Raw genomic sequence first — 16,687 nt, 5'->3', positions numbered from 1 at the left:
TATCGCGGAGGTCCCCAGTGCCCAGAGCCGGCCTCACCCCCGACCGCATCACCGCGGCCGCCGCCGATCTGGCCGACGAGGTGGGCTTCGAGAACCTCTCGCTCTCCGCTCTGGCCCGGCACTTCGGCGTCAAGGACGCGAGTCTGTACTCGCACGTCAGGAACCTCCAGGACCTCCGCACCCGCGTAGCGTTCCTCGCCGGTGGCGAGATGATCGACCGCATCGCCGTCGCCGTGGCGGGACAGGCGGGCAAGGACGCCCTCGTCGCCTTCGCCGGCGCCTATCGCGCGTACGCCCTCCAGCATCCCGGCCGTTACGCCGCCACTCAGATCCGCATCGCCCCGTCCCTCGCCGCCGACTCCCCCGCCCTGCGCCGCACCGCCGACATCACGTACGGCATGCTGCGCGCCTACGGACTCGACGAACCCGACCTCACCGATGCCGTGCGGCTGCTGCGCGCCACCTTCCACGGCTACTGCGTCCTGGAGTCCACCGGCGGCTTCAGTCACTCCCGTGCCGTGCAGGCATCCTGGGACAAGGCGATCGACGCCCTGCACCTCACGCTCGAGCACTGGCCTCGCTGATCCCGCGCCGATCCCCCCACGCCTCGACCTCGGCATACGACGGTGCCGCACCCTGCGGTGAACGGCCCGCCCGGATGTCCCTCACCATGTCCAGCGCCGCGCCCAACGCCCTCCGGTACAGCAGCGAGCCCAGGCTGACGCGGCGTACGCCCAGGTCGGTGAGGTGCGGGACGGTCGGGCCGGTGGGTGAGTAGAGGATGTTGAGGGGGGCGTCGAGGTGGCGTACGAGGGCGGCGATCCGGGCGGGGTCGGTCAGGCCGGGGACGAACACGCAGTCGGCACCGGCCTGTTGGTAGGCGTCCACGCGGGCCAGGGTGTCCGCGAAGTCGCCGTCGCCCAGCCAGTACGTGTCGGTGCGGGCGTTCACGAAGAGGTCAGGGGCGGAGGACTTCACCGCGGCGATCTTCCGCGCGTGCAGAGCGGCCGGGCCCAGGCCGTCCTCCAGGTTGATGCCGGCCGCCCCGACCACGGACAGCTCGCGCGCCAGCACGGCCACCCGCTCGGGGTCGTCGCTGAAGCCGTCCGCCGCGTCGACGGAGAGGAGAAATGGCTCTGTACCCAGGGTCAGGGCGAGTTGGAGGGTGTGCTCGCGGGTCGCCGGTGATCCGTCCGGCTGACCGACGGCCGCGGCGACGGCGAGGCTCGTCGTGCCGATCGCGCGGAAGCCCTGCGCGGCCAGGGCCGTCGCGGAGGCATGGTCCCAGGCGTTGGGGAGCAGCAACGGCTCCTCGGTGCGGTGGTGGAGCTCGGCGAAGGCGGTCATGTCCGCCACGGTAGGGGCGGGTCGGTTCGGTGCCGGCCGAAGTGTCTCGTCCCCTGGCACGCAGACCCACGGCAACCTTTGATCGCCCGGCGGCAACCCCCGCACATGACATCAGCAAGACGCCCCGTCGGCCACCGCCGAGTCCGCGCCGCCCGCAAGCCCGTCCTCGCCGGACTCGTGGCGGCCGGCGCCTTCGTCGGCGCCTGGTACGCCGTGGCCGGTGCCGCCACGACCGCCGCGCCGACGCTCGCCGTCACCTCCACAGCCGTGAGTCTTCCGGCCAAGTTCCCTTACCTGTCCCCCGGTTACAACAGCACCCGCGAGTGGACGCGGACGGCGACCGCGGCGGCCCCGAACGGCACCCTGCGCGTCGCCTGGCCCGCCTCGGACGGCATCCACGTCACCCCGCTGACGGCCGCCGGGAAGCGCTCGGGCGCCGACACCGTGGTGAAGGGAGCCACGGAGGTCGGCGGCCTGGTCGCGCACAACGACGGCTTCGCGCTCCTCACCCGCGTCGCCGACACCAACAAGTGGAAGGAGACGGCGGCGGCGATCGTCCGCTACACGGGCGGCAAGCAGACCTTCCGCACCAAGCTCACCTCCACCGCCACCCACGACACCGCCCCGCTCCTCGACGGCCAGCTCACCTGGAACGGCGCCAAGTACGGCGCGTACTTCGTCGTGCACGGCGCGGGCGGCTTCGCCGACGGGCACTTCGGCGACAAGCTGTCGTACGTCAGCGCCAAGGGCGCGAAGCTCAGCGGTGGTTGGAGTTGGGGATGCAGCCACAACGAGGGCATCGCCCTGCACCCGGAGAAGACCGGCGCCTTCACCTCCCTCTGCTTCGACGACTGGCGTTCGGGACTGTTCGTCTCGACCGGGATCGGCGCCCCGGACAACGCTCCGGTCGTGCAGCGCGAGCAGTGCTGGGCCGGTTACTGCGGCGGCACGTTCGCGGGCCGTACCGGCGACCTCGTGAAGTCGTCCACCGGCCGTTACGCCACCGCCTTCGCCTCGCGCGGCGCCGCCTCCGCCGTGAAGAACCCGGACGACGCGAGCGGCCGCGGCTGGACGGTCAAGCCGAAGACCGCCACCCACCAGGTGACCGTCGCCTTCCTCAAGAACCGCACCACCCCGGCCGGCAAGGCGATCCGCCTGACCAACACGCCGGGCACCGAACACGTCAACGTGCGCCTCGCCCCGTACGGCAAGAACCGACTGCTGCTGTCCTGGGAGTCGCTGAAGAACGCCAAGTGCAAGGACGGCACCTGCACCGGCACCTTCACGGGCACGCACCTTCGGCTCATCGACTGGAACGGGAAGTTCCAGAGTGCGGACAAGGTGGTCGGTGCGCGGATCACCGGTGACATCGCGGTCCTCAAGGACTCCAGCCTGACCTGGGCATACGCGCCCGCGACACCGTCGTACGCGGGCCCGCTGACCGGAGCGTCCCCGACCTCGGCGACCCTCAGGATCGCGCGTCTCAAGCCGTGAACCGCGGCTGACGCATCCGCTCGGGTCATCCTGCCGGGCGGGGCTCCGCGGCACTCACGTGCACACCCGAGTCCCACCGCACCCGCACCTCGGCCCCCTCGCTCCAGCGGACCGTCAACTCCCGCTCCCCGTCCGCCCGCACGCTCACCGTCTCCGCCAGCGGCACCGGCTCCGCCTCGGCGGTGAGACGTGCGAGCGCGACGAAGAGCGTGTCGCCGTCACCGGTGACGCCCGCGAGTTCGTCGTCGAGCCCGACCACGGGCGCCAGCTCCGCCCGTACACCGTCCGCCGTCGCCCACCCGGTGACCCGTACCGCCGTACCGGGCTCCGCACCCGCCACCACATGAGCGCGTACTTCCACCGCGCCGCGCGCGAGCACCACGCTCGTCACCCGCGCTCCTCCGCCCACCGTGTGCCGCGAGGCCACCCATCCGTCCCCGACACCCAGCGGCTCGATCCCGGTGCGGCTCGGATCGTCGCCGACGATCACGCTGTTGTCGTACGACGGTGAAGGCGTCGTCACCGTCGAGTACGCGAGGCGTGTGTAGTACGGGTCGTAGCGGACGTCCTCGCTGCCGTGGTTGTGGAGGCGGACGAGGCCGTCGGAACTGGTCGACTGGAGCAGCCAGTTGGGGGCGGCGATCGACGTCACCGCGTCCGCCCGCTCGGCCGGGCCCGGTTCCTCCGGGGCCGTCCACACCTCGTGGTCCGGCGGAAGCAGCAGGCCCAGGAAGCCCTTGCTCGCCCAGTACGGGGAGGCCGGGCCCGAATAGCCTTGCAGGACAGCGGAGTCGGGCCCGTGCCAGCCGAGGGTCAGGAGGCCGCGTGAGTCGACCGCGCCCCGGTCCAGGAAATACTTCAGCGATCCGGAGGCCAGCCGCCGCGTCTCCCCCGGCGCCAGCGGCGTACGTCCCGTCATCGCGCCCAGCCACAGGGGCGCGGTCGTCGCGAAGCGGTACGTCAGGGAGCGGCCCTGGTGCATCGGGGCGCCGTCGCCGCCGAACAGGCGGGCGTAGTCGGCGAGATGGCGTTCCAGGCGGCCGCCGTAGAGGTCGAGGAGCCGGTCGTCGTCCGCGAGCCAGGCGTGCAGCACCGGGTAGAGGTGCATGGCCCAGCCGTTGTAGTAGTCGAACTTGCGGCCGTCGCCGTCGGTGTACCAGCCGTCGCGGACGTACCACTGCTCGATGCGTTCCAGGCCGTTGTCGATCGCCTTGCGGGACGCGTCGGCCTCGTAGCCGATCTCCTGGAGGAATCCGCCGACCGTGACCGGGAACAACTCCCAGTTACAGGGCCAGGCCTCAGCGGTGAGCGCGTCGCCGAGCCAGGCCGCCGCGCGTTGCCGTACGTCCTCGTCCAGCCGGTCCCACAGCAGCGGCCGGGTGAGCCTGAGCGCGAGGGCGATCGAGGCGGCCTCGACGAGTGGCTGGCCGCGGTCCTCGATGCGGGGCCAGACGCCCGCGACGCCGGCGGCGAGTCCGTCGGCGTAGCGTTCGAGGGCGGTCTCGTCGCGGCGGAAGGCCGCCAACAGCAGCGTACGGGCGTAGCCCTCCAGGCCGTCGGAGAGCCGGCCGGACCAGCTCTCGCGGTCCCCTGGGAAGTGGTAGAGGGCGCGGTCCTCGGTGGCGTACGGCTCGACGGCCGCGAGCAGGGCGTCGGCGGCCGCCTCCCAGTGGGCGCGGGTGAATCCGGTGCGCGGGCTGAGGGTGCGGTCGTCGGGAGGCAGCTGCATGGGTCTCTTTCGTACGGGGAGCGACGAGAGCGCTCGGAGCACCGGGGACTCTCGGGTCGGGCGGAAACCTGGGGCGCCCCGGTTCCGGTCGGAACGCCCCAGGGGTTCATTCCACTCGCACCAGGCCCTTGGGCACCAGATGCTGAGCGACGAGTTCGTCGCGCACCAGTTCCGCGTACACGGTCGCGCCGTGTGCGGAGGTGTGGGTGTTGTCCCGTTTCTCGTTGTAGAGGTACAGCGCCTTGGAGCCCTCGACCCCCAGCGTCTCCACGACCGCCTTCGTCTTCGCCGTCAGGTCGATCAGCGGAACGTCCTCGGCGGCGGCGACCGAGCGCACGACCTCAGGATGGTTCACGCCGAGGCCGTTGACCAGTAGCGCGGTCCCGTTGTTCAGGGTGCCGTCGGAGTTGAACCAGCGGCGCACGATCGGGGTGACGAGGACGGGGCTGCCGCCCTTCTCCCGCACGCCCGCCACCAGGGCCTCCAGGTTGGCCCGGTAGGTCGCCTCGTCCGTGGTCTTGTCGTTGTGGGCGAGCTGGACGAGGACCAGGTCACCGCGGCGGATCTGCGGTTGCACGGTGGCCCACAACTGGGGGTTCCCCAGATATGTCACCGTACTCTCGCCGGAGTCCGCGTAGTTGGCGACGGAGACGCCCTTGCGGAGGTACTGGGGCAGCTGCTGGCCCCAGCCGGAGTACGGGTCGCCGGGCTGGTCGCAGACCGTGGAGTCGCCGACGAGGAAGATCTGGCGTGAGTGCCGGGCGGGGGTGACCTTGATGTCGGCCAGCGCGGGCGCCGCGCCGCCGAGGACGAGGTCGAGACCGGGGGTGCCCTCGGGGCCGGTCGGCTCGCCCTCGGGGGTGCGGACGTTCACGGTGAAGCTGCGGGCGACGCGCTCGCCGGCCGCGACGGCGGTCTCGGGGAGCAGGGAGCGCCGGGTCTCGCCGGCGATGCTCGTGCTCGACCCGGTGTCCGCGCCGAGGAGGACCTTCACGTCGTAGGTGCCGGGCGCGACGTCGAAGTGGCAGGCAGTGGCGGTGCAGTTCTCGAGGCCGAGGGGGCGCTGACCGCCCTGCGCCTGGGCGGGTACGGCGGTCAGGCCGGCGCTCATGGTCAGCGCCGCCAGCACGGCAAGGTTGAAACGTCTCATACGGCTCCTCCGAGGGTCCCGCGACAGGGCGACAAGGCCTGGCCGCTGGACCGTACCGCTCTCGGCAAGCGCTTTCTAGTCCTTGGATCGATTTCACATGATTGCCAACTCGGGGCATGTGAAAGCCCTTTCGCGAAATCGATTCAACTGTCACTCTGCCAACAGATTCCGCCGGGCAATGGCAAGCCCGGCATGCGCACCCCTCCCCCACACGCACACCCACCCCCCACACACCCACCCTCCCGAAGGAGGCACCCCCCATGTCCGGATCCGTGAACAGACCGGTCCGACGCCGCACCTTCGTGCTCGGCACCGCGGCCGCCGCCGGCACGGCCGCTCTCGCCGGGCCGCTCGCGCAGAGCGCGTCCGCCGCGGCCTTCGGCTACACCGACGACGGGTCGAACTACGTCGTCGACACCGGCGCCAGCCTCGTCTTCAAGGTCAGCAAGTCCAACGGAGACCTGACCTCGCTGGTCTACCGAGGCGTCGAGTACCAGGGCTACGGCGGCATGAACTCACACATCGAGTCCGGCCTCGGCGCCTCCACCGTGAGCATCAGGCAGTCCGGCACGACGATCCTGATCTCCGTCGCGTACGGCACGCTGAAGCACTACTACGCGGCCCGCAGCGGCGAGAACAACGTCTACCTGTGGACCAACAAGGCCGACACGTCCGTCTCCGCGACCCGCTACATCGTGCGCGTGAAGAAGGGCCTGTTCCTCAACGACGAGCCCGACTCCTACACGTACACCAACAGCACCATCGAGGCCTCGGACGTGTTCGCGAAGTCCGACGGCCAGACCCGCTCGAAGCACTTCTCGAAGCTGCGGGTCATGGACTACAGCCACATCGGCTGGACGACCGGCAGCGTCGGCCTGTGGATCGTCCGCAGCAACCACGAGAAGGCCTCCGGCGGCCCCTTCTACCGCTCCCTCCTGCGCCACCAGAGCGCGGACGGCGGTGGCCTGTACGAGATCCTGTACTACGGCCAGAACCAGACCGAGGACCAGCGCTTCGGCCTCCAGGGCCCGTACGTCATCGCCTTCACGGACGGCGGAGCGCCTTCCTCGTCGCTCTTCCCGGGGACTCTCACCACCTCGTGGGCGGACTCGCTCGGCATCTCGGGGTACGTCGGCGCGGGCGGCCGGGGGCGGGTCGCGGGCGTCGGGATCACCGGGCGGAACACGGCGTACGCGTACACGGTCGGGCTGGCCAACTCGGCGGCGCAGTACTGGGGTTCGGCGCGGGCGTCGGACGGCTACTTCTCGATCGGCGGGGTGCTGCCGGGGACGTACACGCTGACCGTCTACAAGGGCGAGCTGGCTGTATACAGTACGCAGGCGACCGTATCCGCGGGCGGGACGACCACCCTCAACTCGATCGCGATCCCCGCCACGAACGACCCGTCCAACGCCAGCGCGATCTGGCGGATCAACGACTGGAACGGCACGCCGAGCGGCTTCAAGAACGCCGACCTGATGACCTACGCCCACCCGTCGGACGTCCGCGCCTCCGCCTGGACCGGCAACGTGGTGATCGGCAGCGGCAGCGAGACGTCCGCCTTCCCCTGCTACCTCTGGAAGGACGTCAACAGCGGTCTGCTCGTGTACTTCAAGCTGACCGTCGCCCAGGCCGCCGCCGCGCACACCCTGCGCATCGGCGTGACGACGGCCTACGCCAACGGCCGGCCCCAGATCGCCGTCAACGACACCTGGACCTCGGCCATCCCCTCCCCGCCCACCCAGCCGAACACCCGGTCGCTGACCAACGGGTCCTACCGGGGGAACAACCACACCTTCACCTACAGCGTCCCGGCGAGTGCCTGGCTCACGGACACCGGCCAGTACAACGTGCTGAAGATCAACGTGGTGAGCGGTTCGGGGTCGGCCTCCTACCTCAGCGCGGGCACGGCGATCGACGCGATCGACCTGCTGGCGTGACCGCCGACCGGCACGCCCGCGACGCCGCGGCTCACCGCGACATCGGGACGGTCACCGAGGCTCGGCAGCGGTCGCACTTCGGCAGGTAGGGGTTGTCGCTCGCGGCCAGTGCGCAGTCCGCGCAGAGCAGGCGGCCGCATCCGGTGCAGATCAGGGCCATGCCGTCCATCGCGCCGTCATGGCTGACCGTCACGGCCGACTGCGACTGGAGTGTGACCCTGAGTCCCCTGGCGCAACCGCCGCAGGCAACCATGGCGCCGTTGGTCAGACCGTGATCCAGCCACGGCTGGTGACCACCCCGCCCCGCGGACCCACCGGCCTGACCCGCGGATCCACCGGCCTGACCCGCGGACGGCGGGGACTGCCTCTTCCTGCGAAACAGAGCCATGCAACCTCCCTTGGTCGAGGCTCCAGTTTCGCCGGAGCCCGACGGGACCGGTCCCGTCGGGCTCCATGGGCGCGGCTCAGGTACCGCGGGTCCACTGCTGGTTGGTGCCGCCGTTGCAGGTGTACGTGATGACGGCCGCGCCGTTGGCGGTGGACCCGCCGTTCACGTCCAGGCACTCGCCGGTCGCGCGGGCCTTGACGGTGACGTAGGAGCCAGTGGTGGTGAGCGACCACTGCTGGCTGGTCGCGGAGGAGTTGCAGTTCTCCTGGGTGACCGTGCTCGCGTTCTCCTGAACGCACAGGGAGCTGCTCCTGACCATCAGCTGGTAGTAGCCGCCGGAGAGGGGCTTGAACCAGTACTTCTGGTTGGTGCCGCCGTTGCAGTCGTACTGCTTGATCTGGGCGCCCTGCCACAGCGACTGGCTCGTCACATCGGCGCACTTGGACGAGTTCCGGGCGATCAGCGTGTTGTACGTGGCGCTCGTGCCGCTGATCGTGCCGGCGGCCGTGTCGACGGTCACCTCAGGGGACCAGGACATGGACATCGAGGTCGAGCTGGGGAAGCTCAGCGGCAGCCACACGTACCGCGAGTCGTTGACGGTCCCGCCGAAGGAGTTGCCCCAGCGGTCGCCCAGGTAGAGGTACGAGGTGCCCGAACTGCCCTGCACGGGAAGGACGAACGCGGTCTGCGAGCCGTAGGTCGTCGAGTCGCCGACGTTCGTCATCGCCGACCAGGGGCCGGACAGCGAGGTCGCCGTGGCGTACTGCTGCTGGTTGGGGCTCCAGCCGGTCGCGCCCGAGGTCAGCATGAAGTAGACGTTGCCCCGCTTGAACAGCGCCGGGGCCTCCCGGTGACCGCCGTGCCAGGGGTCGGCGACCAGGCTCGCTATGCCCGTGTAGTCGGCGGTGAGCCGGTAGATGTGCAGGTCGTAGTTCTCGCGGGCGGCGGAGACCATGTAGCCGGCGCCGTCGGTGTCCACGAAGACCGTGATGTCACGGGACATGTGCTGGCCGAGCGGGCGGAAGCTGCCCTGCCAGCTGTAGTTGCCGTCGACGGTGTCGGAGACGGCGACGGCGGCGCGGGCCTCGCTGTAGTCGGTGCCGTTCTCCTTGTGCATCCACATCACGTACTTGCCGGTGGAGGCGTTGTACATGACCTTCGGCCGCTCGATGTTGGCGGTCGCCAGCTCGGGGTCGGTGGCCTCGGTCAGGACGTGGTTGCGGAACTCCCAGTTCTTCAGGTCGGTGGAGCGGTAGGCGTCCACGTACCGGAAGGTGTTGTCGGCGTTGCGGTTCTCGCCGAACCAGTAGTAGTAGGAGCCGACTTTGAGGACCCCGCCACCGTGGGCGTGCACGGGGCTGCCCGAAGTGTCCGTGAACTGGGTGCCGTTGACGATCGTCTGGGGTGCGGCCTGAGCCGGTCCGGCGGTGGCCAGGGCGCCGAGCAGCGCCAGACAGAGGGCGAGCAGAGCAACGCAGGCACGTCTCATGTCAGGAACTCTCCTTGAGGGGTGCGGCGGCCGAGTCGGCTGTGCCGGTCATGGGGGCCGTGCCGGTCATGGGGGCCGTGCCGGTCGTGGCGGCCGTGTCGGCCACGGGGATGCCGAAGTCGGGGGTGCCGTCCGCCTTCCAGCCGAGCTTCTGGACGCGGGTGTGGCGGTTGGGGTCGTTCAGCGGGTCGCCGACGATCTCCTTGTACTGGCGGGCGTGGTAGACGAGGACGTCGGTGCGGCCGTCCTCGGCGACGGTGAACGAGTTGTGGCCCGGGCCGTACTGCTTGGTGGTGTCGTTGCTGGTGAACACCGGCGTCGGCGACTTGGCCCAGCTGGCGGGGTCCATGAGGTCACTGGCCGCGTCGGCGGTCAGCAGGCCCATGCAGTAGTTGAAGTCGGTGGCGCTGGCGGAGTACGTCATGAAGAGGCGGCCGTTGCGGCAGATGACCGACGGACCCTCGTTGACCTTGTAGCCGATGCACTCCCAGTCGTACTCGGGGGTGGACAGGCGTACTTGAGCGCCCGTCAGGGTCCACGGGTTCGCCATCCTCGACAGCCACAGGGCGGTGTTGTTGCCCATTCCGGGCTCGTGCTGCGCCCAGGCGAGGTAGCGGGTGCCCCGGTGGGTGAAGGTGGTGGCGTCCAGGGAGAAGGTCTCCCAGGCGGTCTTGAGCTGACCGCGCTCGGTCCAGGTCCCCTTGAAGGGGTCGCGGTGGGCGTTCTCCAGCACCCAGATACGGATGTCCCAGACACTCTCGGCGGGCGCCGCGGCGAAGTAGATGTACCACTTGCCGCCGATGCGGTGGATCTCCGGCGCCCAGATGTGCGCACCCATGGCACCGGTCGCGTGCTTGGTCCAGATCACGGATTCGGCGGCGGTCCCGAGACCGTTCAGGGTGCGGGAGCGGCGCAGGATGATCCGGTCGTACTCGGGTGCGGTCGCCGTGAAGTAGTAGTGGCCGTCGGCGTGCCGGTGGATGTGCGGGTCGGCCCGGTTGCGGACGAGCGGGTTCACGTACGGGGCTGCCTTGGGGGTCGGGGCGGCGTGGGCGACGCCGGCGGTGGTCGCCGCCAGGGCGCCCGCGGCCAGGGCACCCTTCAGCAGCAGTCTGCGGCTGGGGTCTTCAGGGGCATGGGGATTTTCGGGCAGGTCGTTGTCGCGGCTCATACGGACTGCCTCTCGGGGGTGGGGTGTCCTGAGAGCGATGTTCGATATTGAGAACATCTGTTGTTATTCCGAACGCCGAAAAGGTAAGCGGGTGGATCGGGGAGGTCAACGGGTTGGACGAGACTGGAGAAGGCGCTTTCTGTCCCCAGGTTTTTGCTCCCCGCCTTTTGCTCCCCAGGTTTTTGTTATCGGCCGCCACCTCGGCCCGTCTCCCTGGTGTGCGCAGCCATACCCACAAGACAGCAGCGGCCGCCGGTGCCCTCGCGGCCGTGGCCGCCCTCCTCGCCACCGCTCCCCCGGCGGCGGCCGCCGGTGCCCGGGACGTCACCGCCGACGTGCTCGCCGACCGGGACGTGACGCTTACCGGCGACACGGTCGTCACCGTGCCGTCGGGGACGACGACGTACGACGGAGTCTTCCGCGGCGAGGGCACGCTCACCGTGCGCGGCGGCGGGACCCTGGTCCTGACCAAGGACAGCGACTTCACGCTGCCGCGGTCCCGGCAGCGGCAGAAGGTGGCTACCCCGGGCGGCAACCACCCGTACGTCACCGTGGCCGACCCCGATCCGCCCGCGATCACGGTCGAGCGGGGCGCGACCCTGCAGTACGGCAACGGCGGCACGACCGGGCTGATCGGCCACTTTCCGTACAACACCCCGGCGTTCCGGCTCAACCAGGACAACATCCGCGTCGACGGCACCCTGCGGCTCTCCCTGAAGAGCGCCTACAACCTGGGCACCATCAGCGGCTCCGGCCTGATCACCCAGCCGCGGTTCCTCTGGGGCACCTGGGACCTGTCGGGCACCCACCCCTTCTCCGGGGTGATCGACAACGGCACGCAGGTCAACGCCGGCAGGCCGGAGTTCGCGACCTCACTGCCGAACATGCGCAAGGTCCTCAACCAGGGCACCTGGACCGTGGACACCCCGCTGGGCCAGACCGTCACCGAGGGCATGGACTTCTACCAGCGCGAGTACGGCAGCGACATCAACGTCCAGTCCCGGCCCGGCAGCAAGGTCGTCCTCACCGGCCAGTACAGCTGGTCGAACCAGGGCGGCGACACCGACCCCTCGCTCAGCGACCCCGCCCTGAACTGGACGCCCGCACGGAAGAACGTCAACAAGCGCGGCACCAACATCAAGGGCGCCAACGTCCAGTGGGGCGACGGCACCACGAGCAAGATCTTCATGCCGGGCACCGCCGAGACGGTCTACATCAACCTCCTTGCTGCGCGCTCCCGTTCGCTGCTCACGTTCGACTACAACGGCCCGGTGACACTGGGAGCGCCGATCGGTGGCGGCGTCTTCCACGACACGCTGTCCGCGCCCGGCGCCGGGGACATCGTCATCGCGGGGACGCGCGGGAACGACGTCACCTTCGCGGCGAAGCAGTACTACGACGGTTCCACGACCGTGGAGAAGGGGGCGGTGCTGCGGCTGGGGTCCGGGCAGGGGGACGGTTCCCTGCTGACGGGCACCGAGCGGCGGCGGGTGGTGAACGACGGGACGCTCGTCGTGAACAACGCGAAGAGGGCGATCTCCTTGGCGTACGTCGGCGGGAGCGGGGCGTTCGTGCAGGCGGGGGCGGCCACGACGACGCTGACGGGCAGCGCGGTGACGTACACCGGGGCCACGACGGTCAAGAAGGGCACGTTGGCTCTGCGGTCGGGGGCGACTCTCGTACGCAGCAAGGTGATCAGGCTGTCCGCGGCGGGGTCTCGGCTGGATGCCGGGACGTCCGGACTGCGGGTGGCGACGACGCTGACCGGCAAGGGCGTGGTGAAGGGGGCGGTGACGAACGAGGGGGTCGTCGCGGGCGGTCTCACCGTCTCCGGTGCCTACACGCAGCGCGCGAAGGGTGAACTGGTGCTGCGGGACAAGCCGTTGAAGGTGACGGGTCCGGTGCGGCTGGCCGGGGACCTCGATCTGTCGGCCGCCGGGACCAAGCCCGCGCGCAAGATCACCGTGCTCTCGAACACGGGCCGAGCGAAGACCGTCGGCGCGTTCAGCGGCCTGAAGGAGGGCACGAAGGTGAAGCTCGCCGACAGGACGTACCGGATCAGCTACAAGGGCGGGGACGGCAACGACGTGACCCTTGGTGCCGTCACCGCGAGCCCCTCCCCCAGCGCTTCCGGCACCCCGACGACGTCCGGCGCCCTCGTGACACGCAGCGCCACTGCTGCGGACGACGAGGAGTTCGGCTGGTGGCCGTACGCGCTGGGTCTCGGGCTGCTGGGCGGGCTGCTGGTCCCCGCGACGCGGCGCAGGCGCGGGGGCAGGCGACGGGGTGGGCGGCACTCGGCGCGTGGGTAACGGTTGCTACCGTCCGCTCGGCGCCTTTGGAAACCCCAGCCGCGGGGCCAGCTCGCGTGCCTCCCTCGCCCACTCCCCGAGGTAGGCCAGGGTCAACCCCCGTTCGCGGTAGCGGCGTTCGGCGTCCACGGACTGCCCGCCGCCGTAGTCCAGCTGCGCCTCGCCGGCGTTGGCCAGCATGAGGGCGGTGAGCCAGTCGTACTTCACGGCCGAGGCGCAGACCGCGAGGCGTACGAGGTTCTCGTCGCCGTTCCAGCCGCTCTCGCGCAGGCCGTGCAGGTACGCGTCGTAGGCCCTCGCCGCGTACTCGGGGAGGCGGGCGGCCGGGACGAACAGGTCGAAGACGGAGTCGGGGAGGTAGTTGCCGAGGTCCTCCCCGAGGGCTCCGTCGCCGGCGAAGGCCCAGTCGAACACGGCACTGTGGGGGCCGTCGGCGCAGGTGTTGGCGGGCCAGTGGTCGAGGTGGCTGAAGGCGCGCGGCAGGGACTCCATGATGTCGAGGAACCAGTCGCGGTCGTGGTGCAGCCGGACCATCTCGCGGCGCAGGCCCTCGGGGAAGTGGTCGCGGACCAGAGGCTGTCGCCAGGCCTCATCGTCGTCGAGGAGTTCCTGGCCGACGGTGTTGCTGCCGACGTACTGGCGCAGGAAGCGGTGCGAGAGCCACGGCTCGTCGGCCACCGCGCCGACGGCTCCCTGGGCGGCGCCCAGGCGGCGGGCGTGTTCGACGTGCCGGGCGGGCTTCCAGCGGGTGGCGGGTTCGCCGCGTACCCGCTCCAGCCACAGCGCGATGTCGCCGTCCGGCCGCTCGACGCGGGCCAGCAGCCGCGGCGCGCGGACGCCGTACGGCTGCCAGACCTGTGCGAGGCCTGAGGTGTAGACGTCGGCCTCGCGCCGCCAGTAGTTCCAGTGCCGGGGGTCCTCCGAGGCCGCCCAGCGTCCGGTGGCCTCCTTGGAGCGGGTGAGGACCTTCAGGATCGCGGCGCGGTCACCGGCGTTGACGACCCAGACGCCGCCGGTGACGCCGTTCTTGGGGTTGTGGGTGAGGGGCGCCAGGAAGACGGGCCCGGTGAAGGGGCCGAGGACCTGCCGGGCCTCCTCGTACGCACCCTCGGCGTCGGCGGCTTCGGCGCCCTGCGCGTCCACGGCATCGGTGTCGGACATCCCCCAAGGTTAGGCGGACTCCTCCGCCGGCTCCTGGCGTCCACGCAGCCACACGTACACCGGGATGCCCGCGAAGAGGAACAACACGCCCTGGTAGACGGCCGCGTAGCCGGCGCCCGCGATCAGCCAGAAGGAGAACGCGAAGGAGAGGGCCGCCACGATCAGGTCGCGGGCCAGGCCCGCCGGGCGGATCTGCTCGCGCGTGCCCTTGGCCAGCCAGTACAGCTGGGCGGCGGCGGAGAGCAGGTAGGGCACGCAGCCGGTGAACGTGGTGATCAGGACGAGGACGCGGAAGGTCGTGTCCGGGCCCGCCGTGTAGTTGAGGGCGATCAGGAGTGTGCCGAGGACGGCGACGGTCCAGACGCCGAAGGCCGGCACCCCGCCCTTGCCCACACGGGCGAACGGCGCCGGGAAGAGGCCGTCGCGGGCGGCGGCGTACGGCATCTGCGCGGCCATCAGGATCCAGCCGTTGAGGCAGCCGGTGATGGAGGCGACGGCGACCAGGGCGATGGCGGTGCCGCCCCAGGTGCCGCCCGCGATCGAGTTCACCGCGTCGGCGAAGGGGGCGCCGGAGTCGACGAGCTTGTCGTGCGGGACGAGTCCGAAGACGGCGACGATGCCGAGGATGTAGACGAGGGCGGAACCCAGCGTGCCGAGGACGCTCGCGCGGCCGACGTTGCGCTCGGGGTCGCGGACCTCGCCCGCGCTGACGGCCGCCGACTCGACGCCGAGGAAGCTGTAGAGGAGCAGCGCGGCGGAGGCGGCCAGCGCGCCGGAGACGCTCTCGCCGGAGGCGTTGAACGGGCCGTAGTTGTCGGTGTCGACGAAGAACAGGCCGACGGTGGCGACCAGCAGCAGCGGCACGAACTTGAGGATCGTGGAGACGACCTGGACGGTCCCGACCCAGCGCGTGCCGGCGAAGTTCGCGGCGGCCGGCAGCCACAGCGCCGCGAGCGCGACCAGCGCTTCGAGGGTGTGGTTGCCGTGCAGCGGGATCAGGACGTCGACGTAGCCGACGACCGCGACCGCGAGGGCGGCGATGCTGACCCAGCACATCGTCCAGTACGACCATGCCGACAGGAAGCCCGCGAAGGGGCCGAAGGCGTCGCGCGGGTACACGTACAGACCGCCGGTGACCGGGCTGCGCCGGGCCAGCTTGCCGAAGAGCAGCGCGAGCAGCACCGCGCCGACCGACAGAACCACGAAGGCGACCAGGCTGACGCCGCCGTACGGGGCGACGGTGGCGGGCAGCACGAAGATGCCGCCGCCGATGATGTTGCCCATCACCAGGGCGGTGGCCGCGGCCGGGCCGAAGGTGCGGCGGCGCGGGGCGGACCGCGCCTCGGGCTCGGCGGACTGGGTGGTACTGGGGGCAGTCATGTCACTTCCGGGGAGGCGGGGAAGCGTGATCGTATCCGCCGTTCCACATCGTGGGCAATCTGTTCACGTTCTGGACACACTCCGGGCGGTGCACCCGCTGCGACTCGACTACCGTCGTCGTATGACCAGCCATCTCACGCTCGCCGCCGCCCTCACCACCGGGAGGACCGTCGTCCTCGACGGCGGTATGTCCAACCAGCTCGAGTCCGCCGGGCACGACCTGAGCGACGAGCTGTGGTCGGCGCGGCTGCTCGCGGAGCAGCCCGAGGCGATCACCGAGGCGCACCTCGCCTACTTCCTGGCGGGCGCGGACGTGGCGATCACCGCCAGCTACCAGGCGACCTTCGAAGGCTTCGCCAAGCGCGGGATCGAGCGGGAGCGGGCGGCCGAACTGCTCGGCCTGAGCGTCGGGTTGGCCCGCGACGCGGCGACGCAGGCTCGCGCGAAGGGCGTCACCCGGCCGCTGTGGGTGGCGGCTTCCGTCGGCCCGTACGGCGCGATGCTCGCCGACGGCTCCGAGTACCGGGGCCGGTACGGCCTGACCGTGGCCGAGCTGGAGGCCTTCCATCGGCCCCGCCTGGAAGTGCTGGCCGCCGCCGGTCCGGACGTCCTCGCCCTGGAGACGGTCCCGGACGCCGACGAGGCGGAGGCCCTGCTGCGCGCGGTGCGCGGGCTCGGCGTACCGGCGTGGTTGTCGTACAGCGTCGCCGGCGACCGCACCCGCGCCGGCCAGCCCCTCGAGGAGGCCTTCGCCCTGGCCGCCGACGCGGACGAGGTCGTCGCCGTCGGAGTGAACTGCTGCGCCCCCGAGGACGTCGACGCCGCGGTGGAGACCGCCGCCCGGGTCACGGGCAAGCCGGTCGTCGTCTACCCCAACAGCGGCGAGGCCTGGGACGCCGAGGCCCGCGCCTGGAACGGCCGCTCCTCGTTCGCGCCCGAGGAGGTGCAGGGCTGGCGGGAGTCCGGGGCCCGGCTGATCGGCGGATGCTGCCGGGTGGGCCCGGAGGCGATCACGTCCCTTGCGGCGACGCTGGCGAAGTCCTGAGCCGCTCCACAAGGCCCGGCTCCACCTCTCGTCCCCGCCCCCCGCCACTGCTAGCCTCCGTTTCGGGAACCGGTTTCCATC

13 protein-coding genes are annotated in these 16,687 nt (G+C 70.8%); 5 read left to right on the top strand and 8 right to left on the bottom strand.

The features are described from left to right. Positions 1 to 17 precede the first annotated feature (17 nt). A complete protein-coding gene (locus tag QFZ76_RS39125; protein ID WP_307678104.1) occupies positions 18 to 584 on the top strand; it encodes a TetR/AcrR family transcriptional regulator in 567 nt (188 codons plus the stop codon). Here the strand turns inward: QFZ76_RS39125 and QFZ76_RS39120 are convergent. Then, positions 559 to 1,347: an isocitrate lyase/phosphoenolpyruvate mutase family protein gene (locus QFZ76_RS39120; RefSeq protein WP_307678103.1), complete on the bottom strand. Its 789-nt coding sequence runs from the start codon at positions 1,345 to 1,347 to the stop codon at positions 559 to 561. The two genes, QFZ76_RS39125 and QFZ76_RS39120, sit on opposite strands and share 26 nt — an antisense overlap. A 105-nt stretch (positions 1,348 to 1,452) precedes the next feature. Between QFZ76_RS39120 and QFZ76_RS39115 the strand changes: the two genes are divergently transcribed. After that, the gene (locus QFZ76_RS39115) at positions 1,453 to 2,841 is read left to right on the top strand and encodes a hypothetical protein (RefSeq protein ID WP_307678102.1); all 1,389 of its coding nucleotides are present in this window, start codon (positions 1,453 to 1,455) and stop codon (positions 2,839 to 2,841) included. Positions 2,842 to 2,866: 25 nt separating this feature from the next. Here the strand turns inward: QFZ76_RS39115 and QFZ76_RS39110 are convergent, their stop codons facing one another. Together QFZ76_RS39110 and QFZ76_RS39105 are read right to left on the bottom strand one after the other, a co-directional pair. After that, positions 2,867 to 4,570: a DUF2264 domain-containing protein gene (locus tag QFZ76_RS39110; protein WP_307678101.1), complete on the bottom strand. Its 1,704-nt coding sequence runs from the start codon at positions 4,568 to 4,570 to the stop codon at positions 2,867 to 2,869. A gap of 106 nt (positions 4,571 to 4,676) precedes the next feature. Further along, the gene (locus tag QFZ76_RS39105) at positions 4,677 to 5,720 is read right to left on the bottom strand and encodes a rhamnogalacturonan acetylesterase (RefSeq protein ID WP_307678100.1); all 1,044 of its coding nucleotides are present in this window, start codon (positions 5,718 to 5,720) and stop codon (positions 4,677 to 4,679) included. A 260-nt stretch (positions 5,721 to 5,980) separates the two neighbouring features. Between QFZ76_RS39105 and QFZ76_RS39100 the strand changes: the two genes are divergently transcribed. Then, on the top strand, positions 5,981 to 7,660 hold the full coding sequence (locus tag QFZ76_RS39100) for a rhamnogalacturonan lyase B N-terminal domain-containing protein (protein ID WP_307678099.1): 1,680 nt from the start codon (positions 5,981 to 5,983) through the stop codon (positions 7,658 to 7,660). A gap of 31 nt (positions 7,661 to 7,691) precedes the next feature. On the opposite strand, the gene QFZ76_RS39095 is transcribed toward QFZ76_RS39100, so the two are convergent. The 3 genes from QFZ76_RS39095 to QFZ76_RS39085 all read right to left on the bottom strand — a co-directional run bounded on the left by QFZ76_RS39095 (position 7,692) and on the right by QFZ76_RS39085 (position 10,708). Next, positions 7,692 to 7,853, bottom strand: a complete 162-nt coding sequence (locus QFZ76_RS39095; RefSeq protein ID WP_307678098.1) for a hypothetical protein — start codon at positions 7,851 to 7,853, stop codon at positions 7,692 to 7,694. A 271-nt stretch (positions 7,854 to 8,124) separates the two neighbouring features. Beyond that, positions 8,125 to 9,537: an RICIN domain-containing protein gene (locus tag QFZ76_RS39090; RefSeq protein ID WP_307678097.1), complete on the bottom strand. Its 1,413-nt coding sequence runs from the start codon at positions 9,535 to 9,537 to the stop codon at positions 8,125 to 8,127. Between the two features lies 1 nt (position 9,538). Continuing rightward, on the bottom strand, positions 9,539 to 10,708 hold the full coding sequence (locus QFZ76_RS39085; RefSeq protein ID WP_307678096.1) for a glycoside hydrolase family 43 protein: 1,170 nt from the start codon (positions 10,706 to 10,708) through the stop codon (positions 9,539 to 9,541). Positions 10,709 to 10,926: 218 nt separating this feature from the next. Here QFZ76_RS39085 and QFZ76_RS39080 point away from each other — a divergent pair, with 218 nt between their 5' ends. Continuing rightward, the gene (locus QFZ76_RS39080) at positions 10,927 to 13,020 is read left to right on the top strand and encodes an autotransporter (RefSeq protein WP_307678095.1); all 2,094 of its coding nucleotides are present in this window, start codon (positions 10,927 to 10,929) and stop codon (positions 13,018 to 13,020) included. Between the two features lie 6 nt (positions 13,021 to 13,026). Here QFZ76_RS39080 and QFZ76_RS39075 read toward each other — a convergent pair whose 3' ends face one another. Then, a complete protein-coding gene (locus tag QFZ76_RS39075; protein ID WP_307678094.1) occupies positions 13,027 to 14,181 on the bottom strand; it encodes an aminoglycoside phosphotransferase in 1,155 nt (384 codons plus the stop codon). A 9-nt stretch (positions 14,182 to 14,190) separates the two neighbouring features. Further along, the gene (locus tag QFZ76_RS39070) at positions 14,191 to 15,561 is read right to left on the bottom strand and encodes an amino acid permease (RefSeq protein WP_307678093.1); all 1,371 of its coding nucleotides are present in this window, start codon (positions 15,559 to 15,561) and stop codon (positions 14,191 to 14,193) included. A gap of 121 nt (positions 15,562 to 15,682) precedes the next feature. On the opposite strand from QFZ76_RS39070, the gene mmuM reads away from it, so the two are divergent. Continuing rightward, entirely contained in the window at positions 15,683 to 16,606 is a 924-nt protein-coding gene (gene mmuM / locus QFZ76_RS39065; protein ID WP_307678092.1) for a homocysteine S-methyltransferase, read from the top strand. Positions 16,607 to 16,687 lie beyond the last annotated feature (81 nt).

This window comes from Streptomyces sp. V4I2 (assembly GCF_030817655.1).
Taxonomy (GTDB): domain Bacteria; phylum Actinomycetota; class Actinomycetes; order Streptomycetales; family Streptomycetaceae; genus Streptomyces; species Streptomyces plumbiresistens.
The sequence above is the reverse complement of the archived record's forward strand: the minus strand, read 5'-3'. Positions and strand labels throughout refer to the sequence as shown.

Excerpts from the sequence above, each read along its gene's own strand:
- QFZ76_RS39120 (WP_307678103.1), bottom strand. The coding sequence starts at position 1,347 with ATGACCGCCTTCGCCGAGCTCCACCACCGCACCGAGGAGCCGTTGCTG.
- QFZ76_RS39115 (WP_307678102.1), top strand. The coding sequence starts at position 1,453 with ATGACATCAGCAAGACGCCCCGTCGGCCACCGCCGAGTCCGCGCCGCC.
- QFZ76_RS39110 (WP_307678101.1), bottom strand. The coding sequence starts at position 4,570 with ATGCAGCTGCCTCCCGACGACCGCACCCTCAGCCCGCGCACCGGATTC.
- QFZ76_RS39105 (WP_307678100.1), bottom strand. The coding sequence starts at position 5,720 with ATGAGACGTTTCAACCTTGCCGTGCTGGCGGCGCTGACCATGAGCGCC.
- QFZ76_RS39100 (WP_307678099.1), top strand. The coding sequence starts at position 5,981 with ATGTCCGGATCCGTGAACAGACCGGTCCGACGCCGCACCTTCGTGCTC.
- QFZ76_RS39090 (WP_307678097.1), bottom strand. The coding sequence starts at position 9,537 with ATGAGACGTGCCTGCGTTGCTCTGCTCGCCCTCTGTCTGGCGCTGCTC.
- QFZ76_RS39085 (WP_307678096.1), bottom strand. The coding sequence starts at position 10,708 with ATGAGCCGCGACAACGACCTGCCCGAAAATCCCCATGCCCCTGAAGAC.
- QFZ76_RS39075 (WP_307678094.1), bottom strand. The coding sequence starts at position 14,181 with ATGTCCGACACCGATGCCGTGGACGCGCAGGGCGCCGAAGCCGCCGAC.
- QFZ76_RS39070 (WP_307678093.1), bottom strand. The coding sequence starts at position 15,561 with ATGACTGCCCCCAGTACCACCCAGTCCGCCGAGCCCGAGGCGCGGTCC.
- mmuM (WP_307678092.1), top strand. The coding sequence starts at position 15,683 with ATGACCAGCCATCTCACGCTCGCCGCCGCCCTCACCACCGGGAGGACC.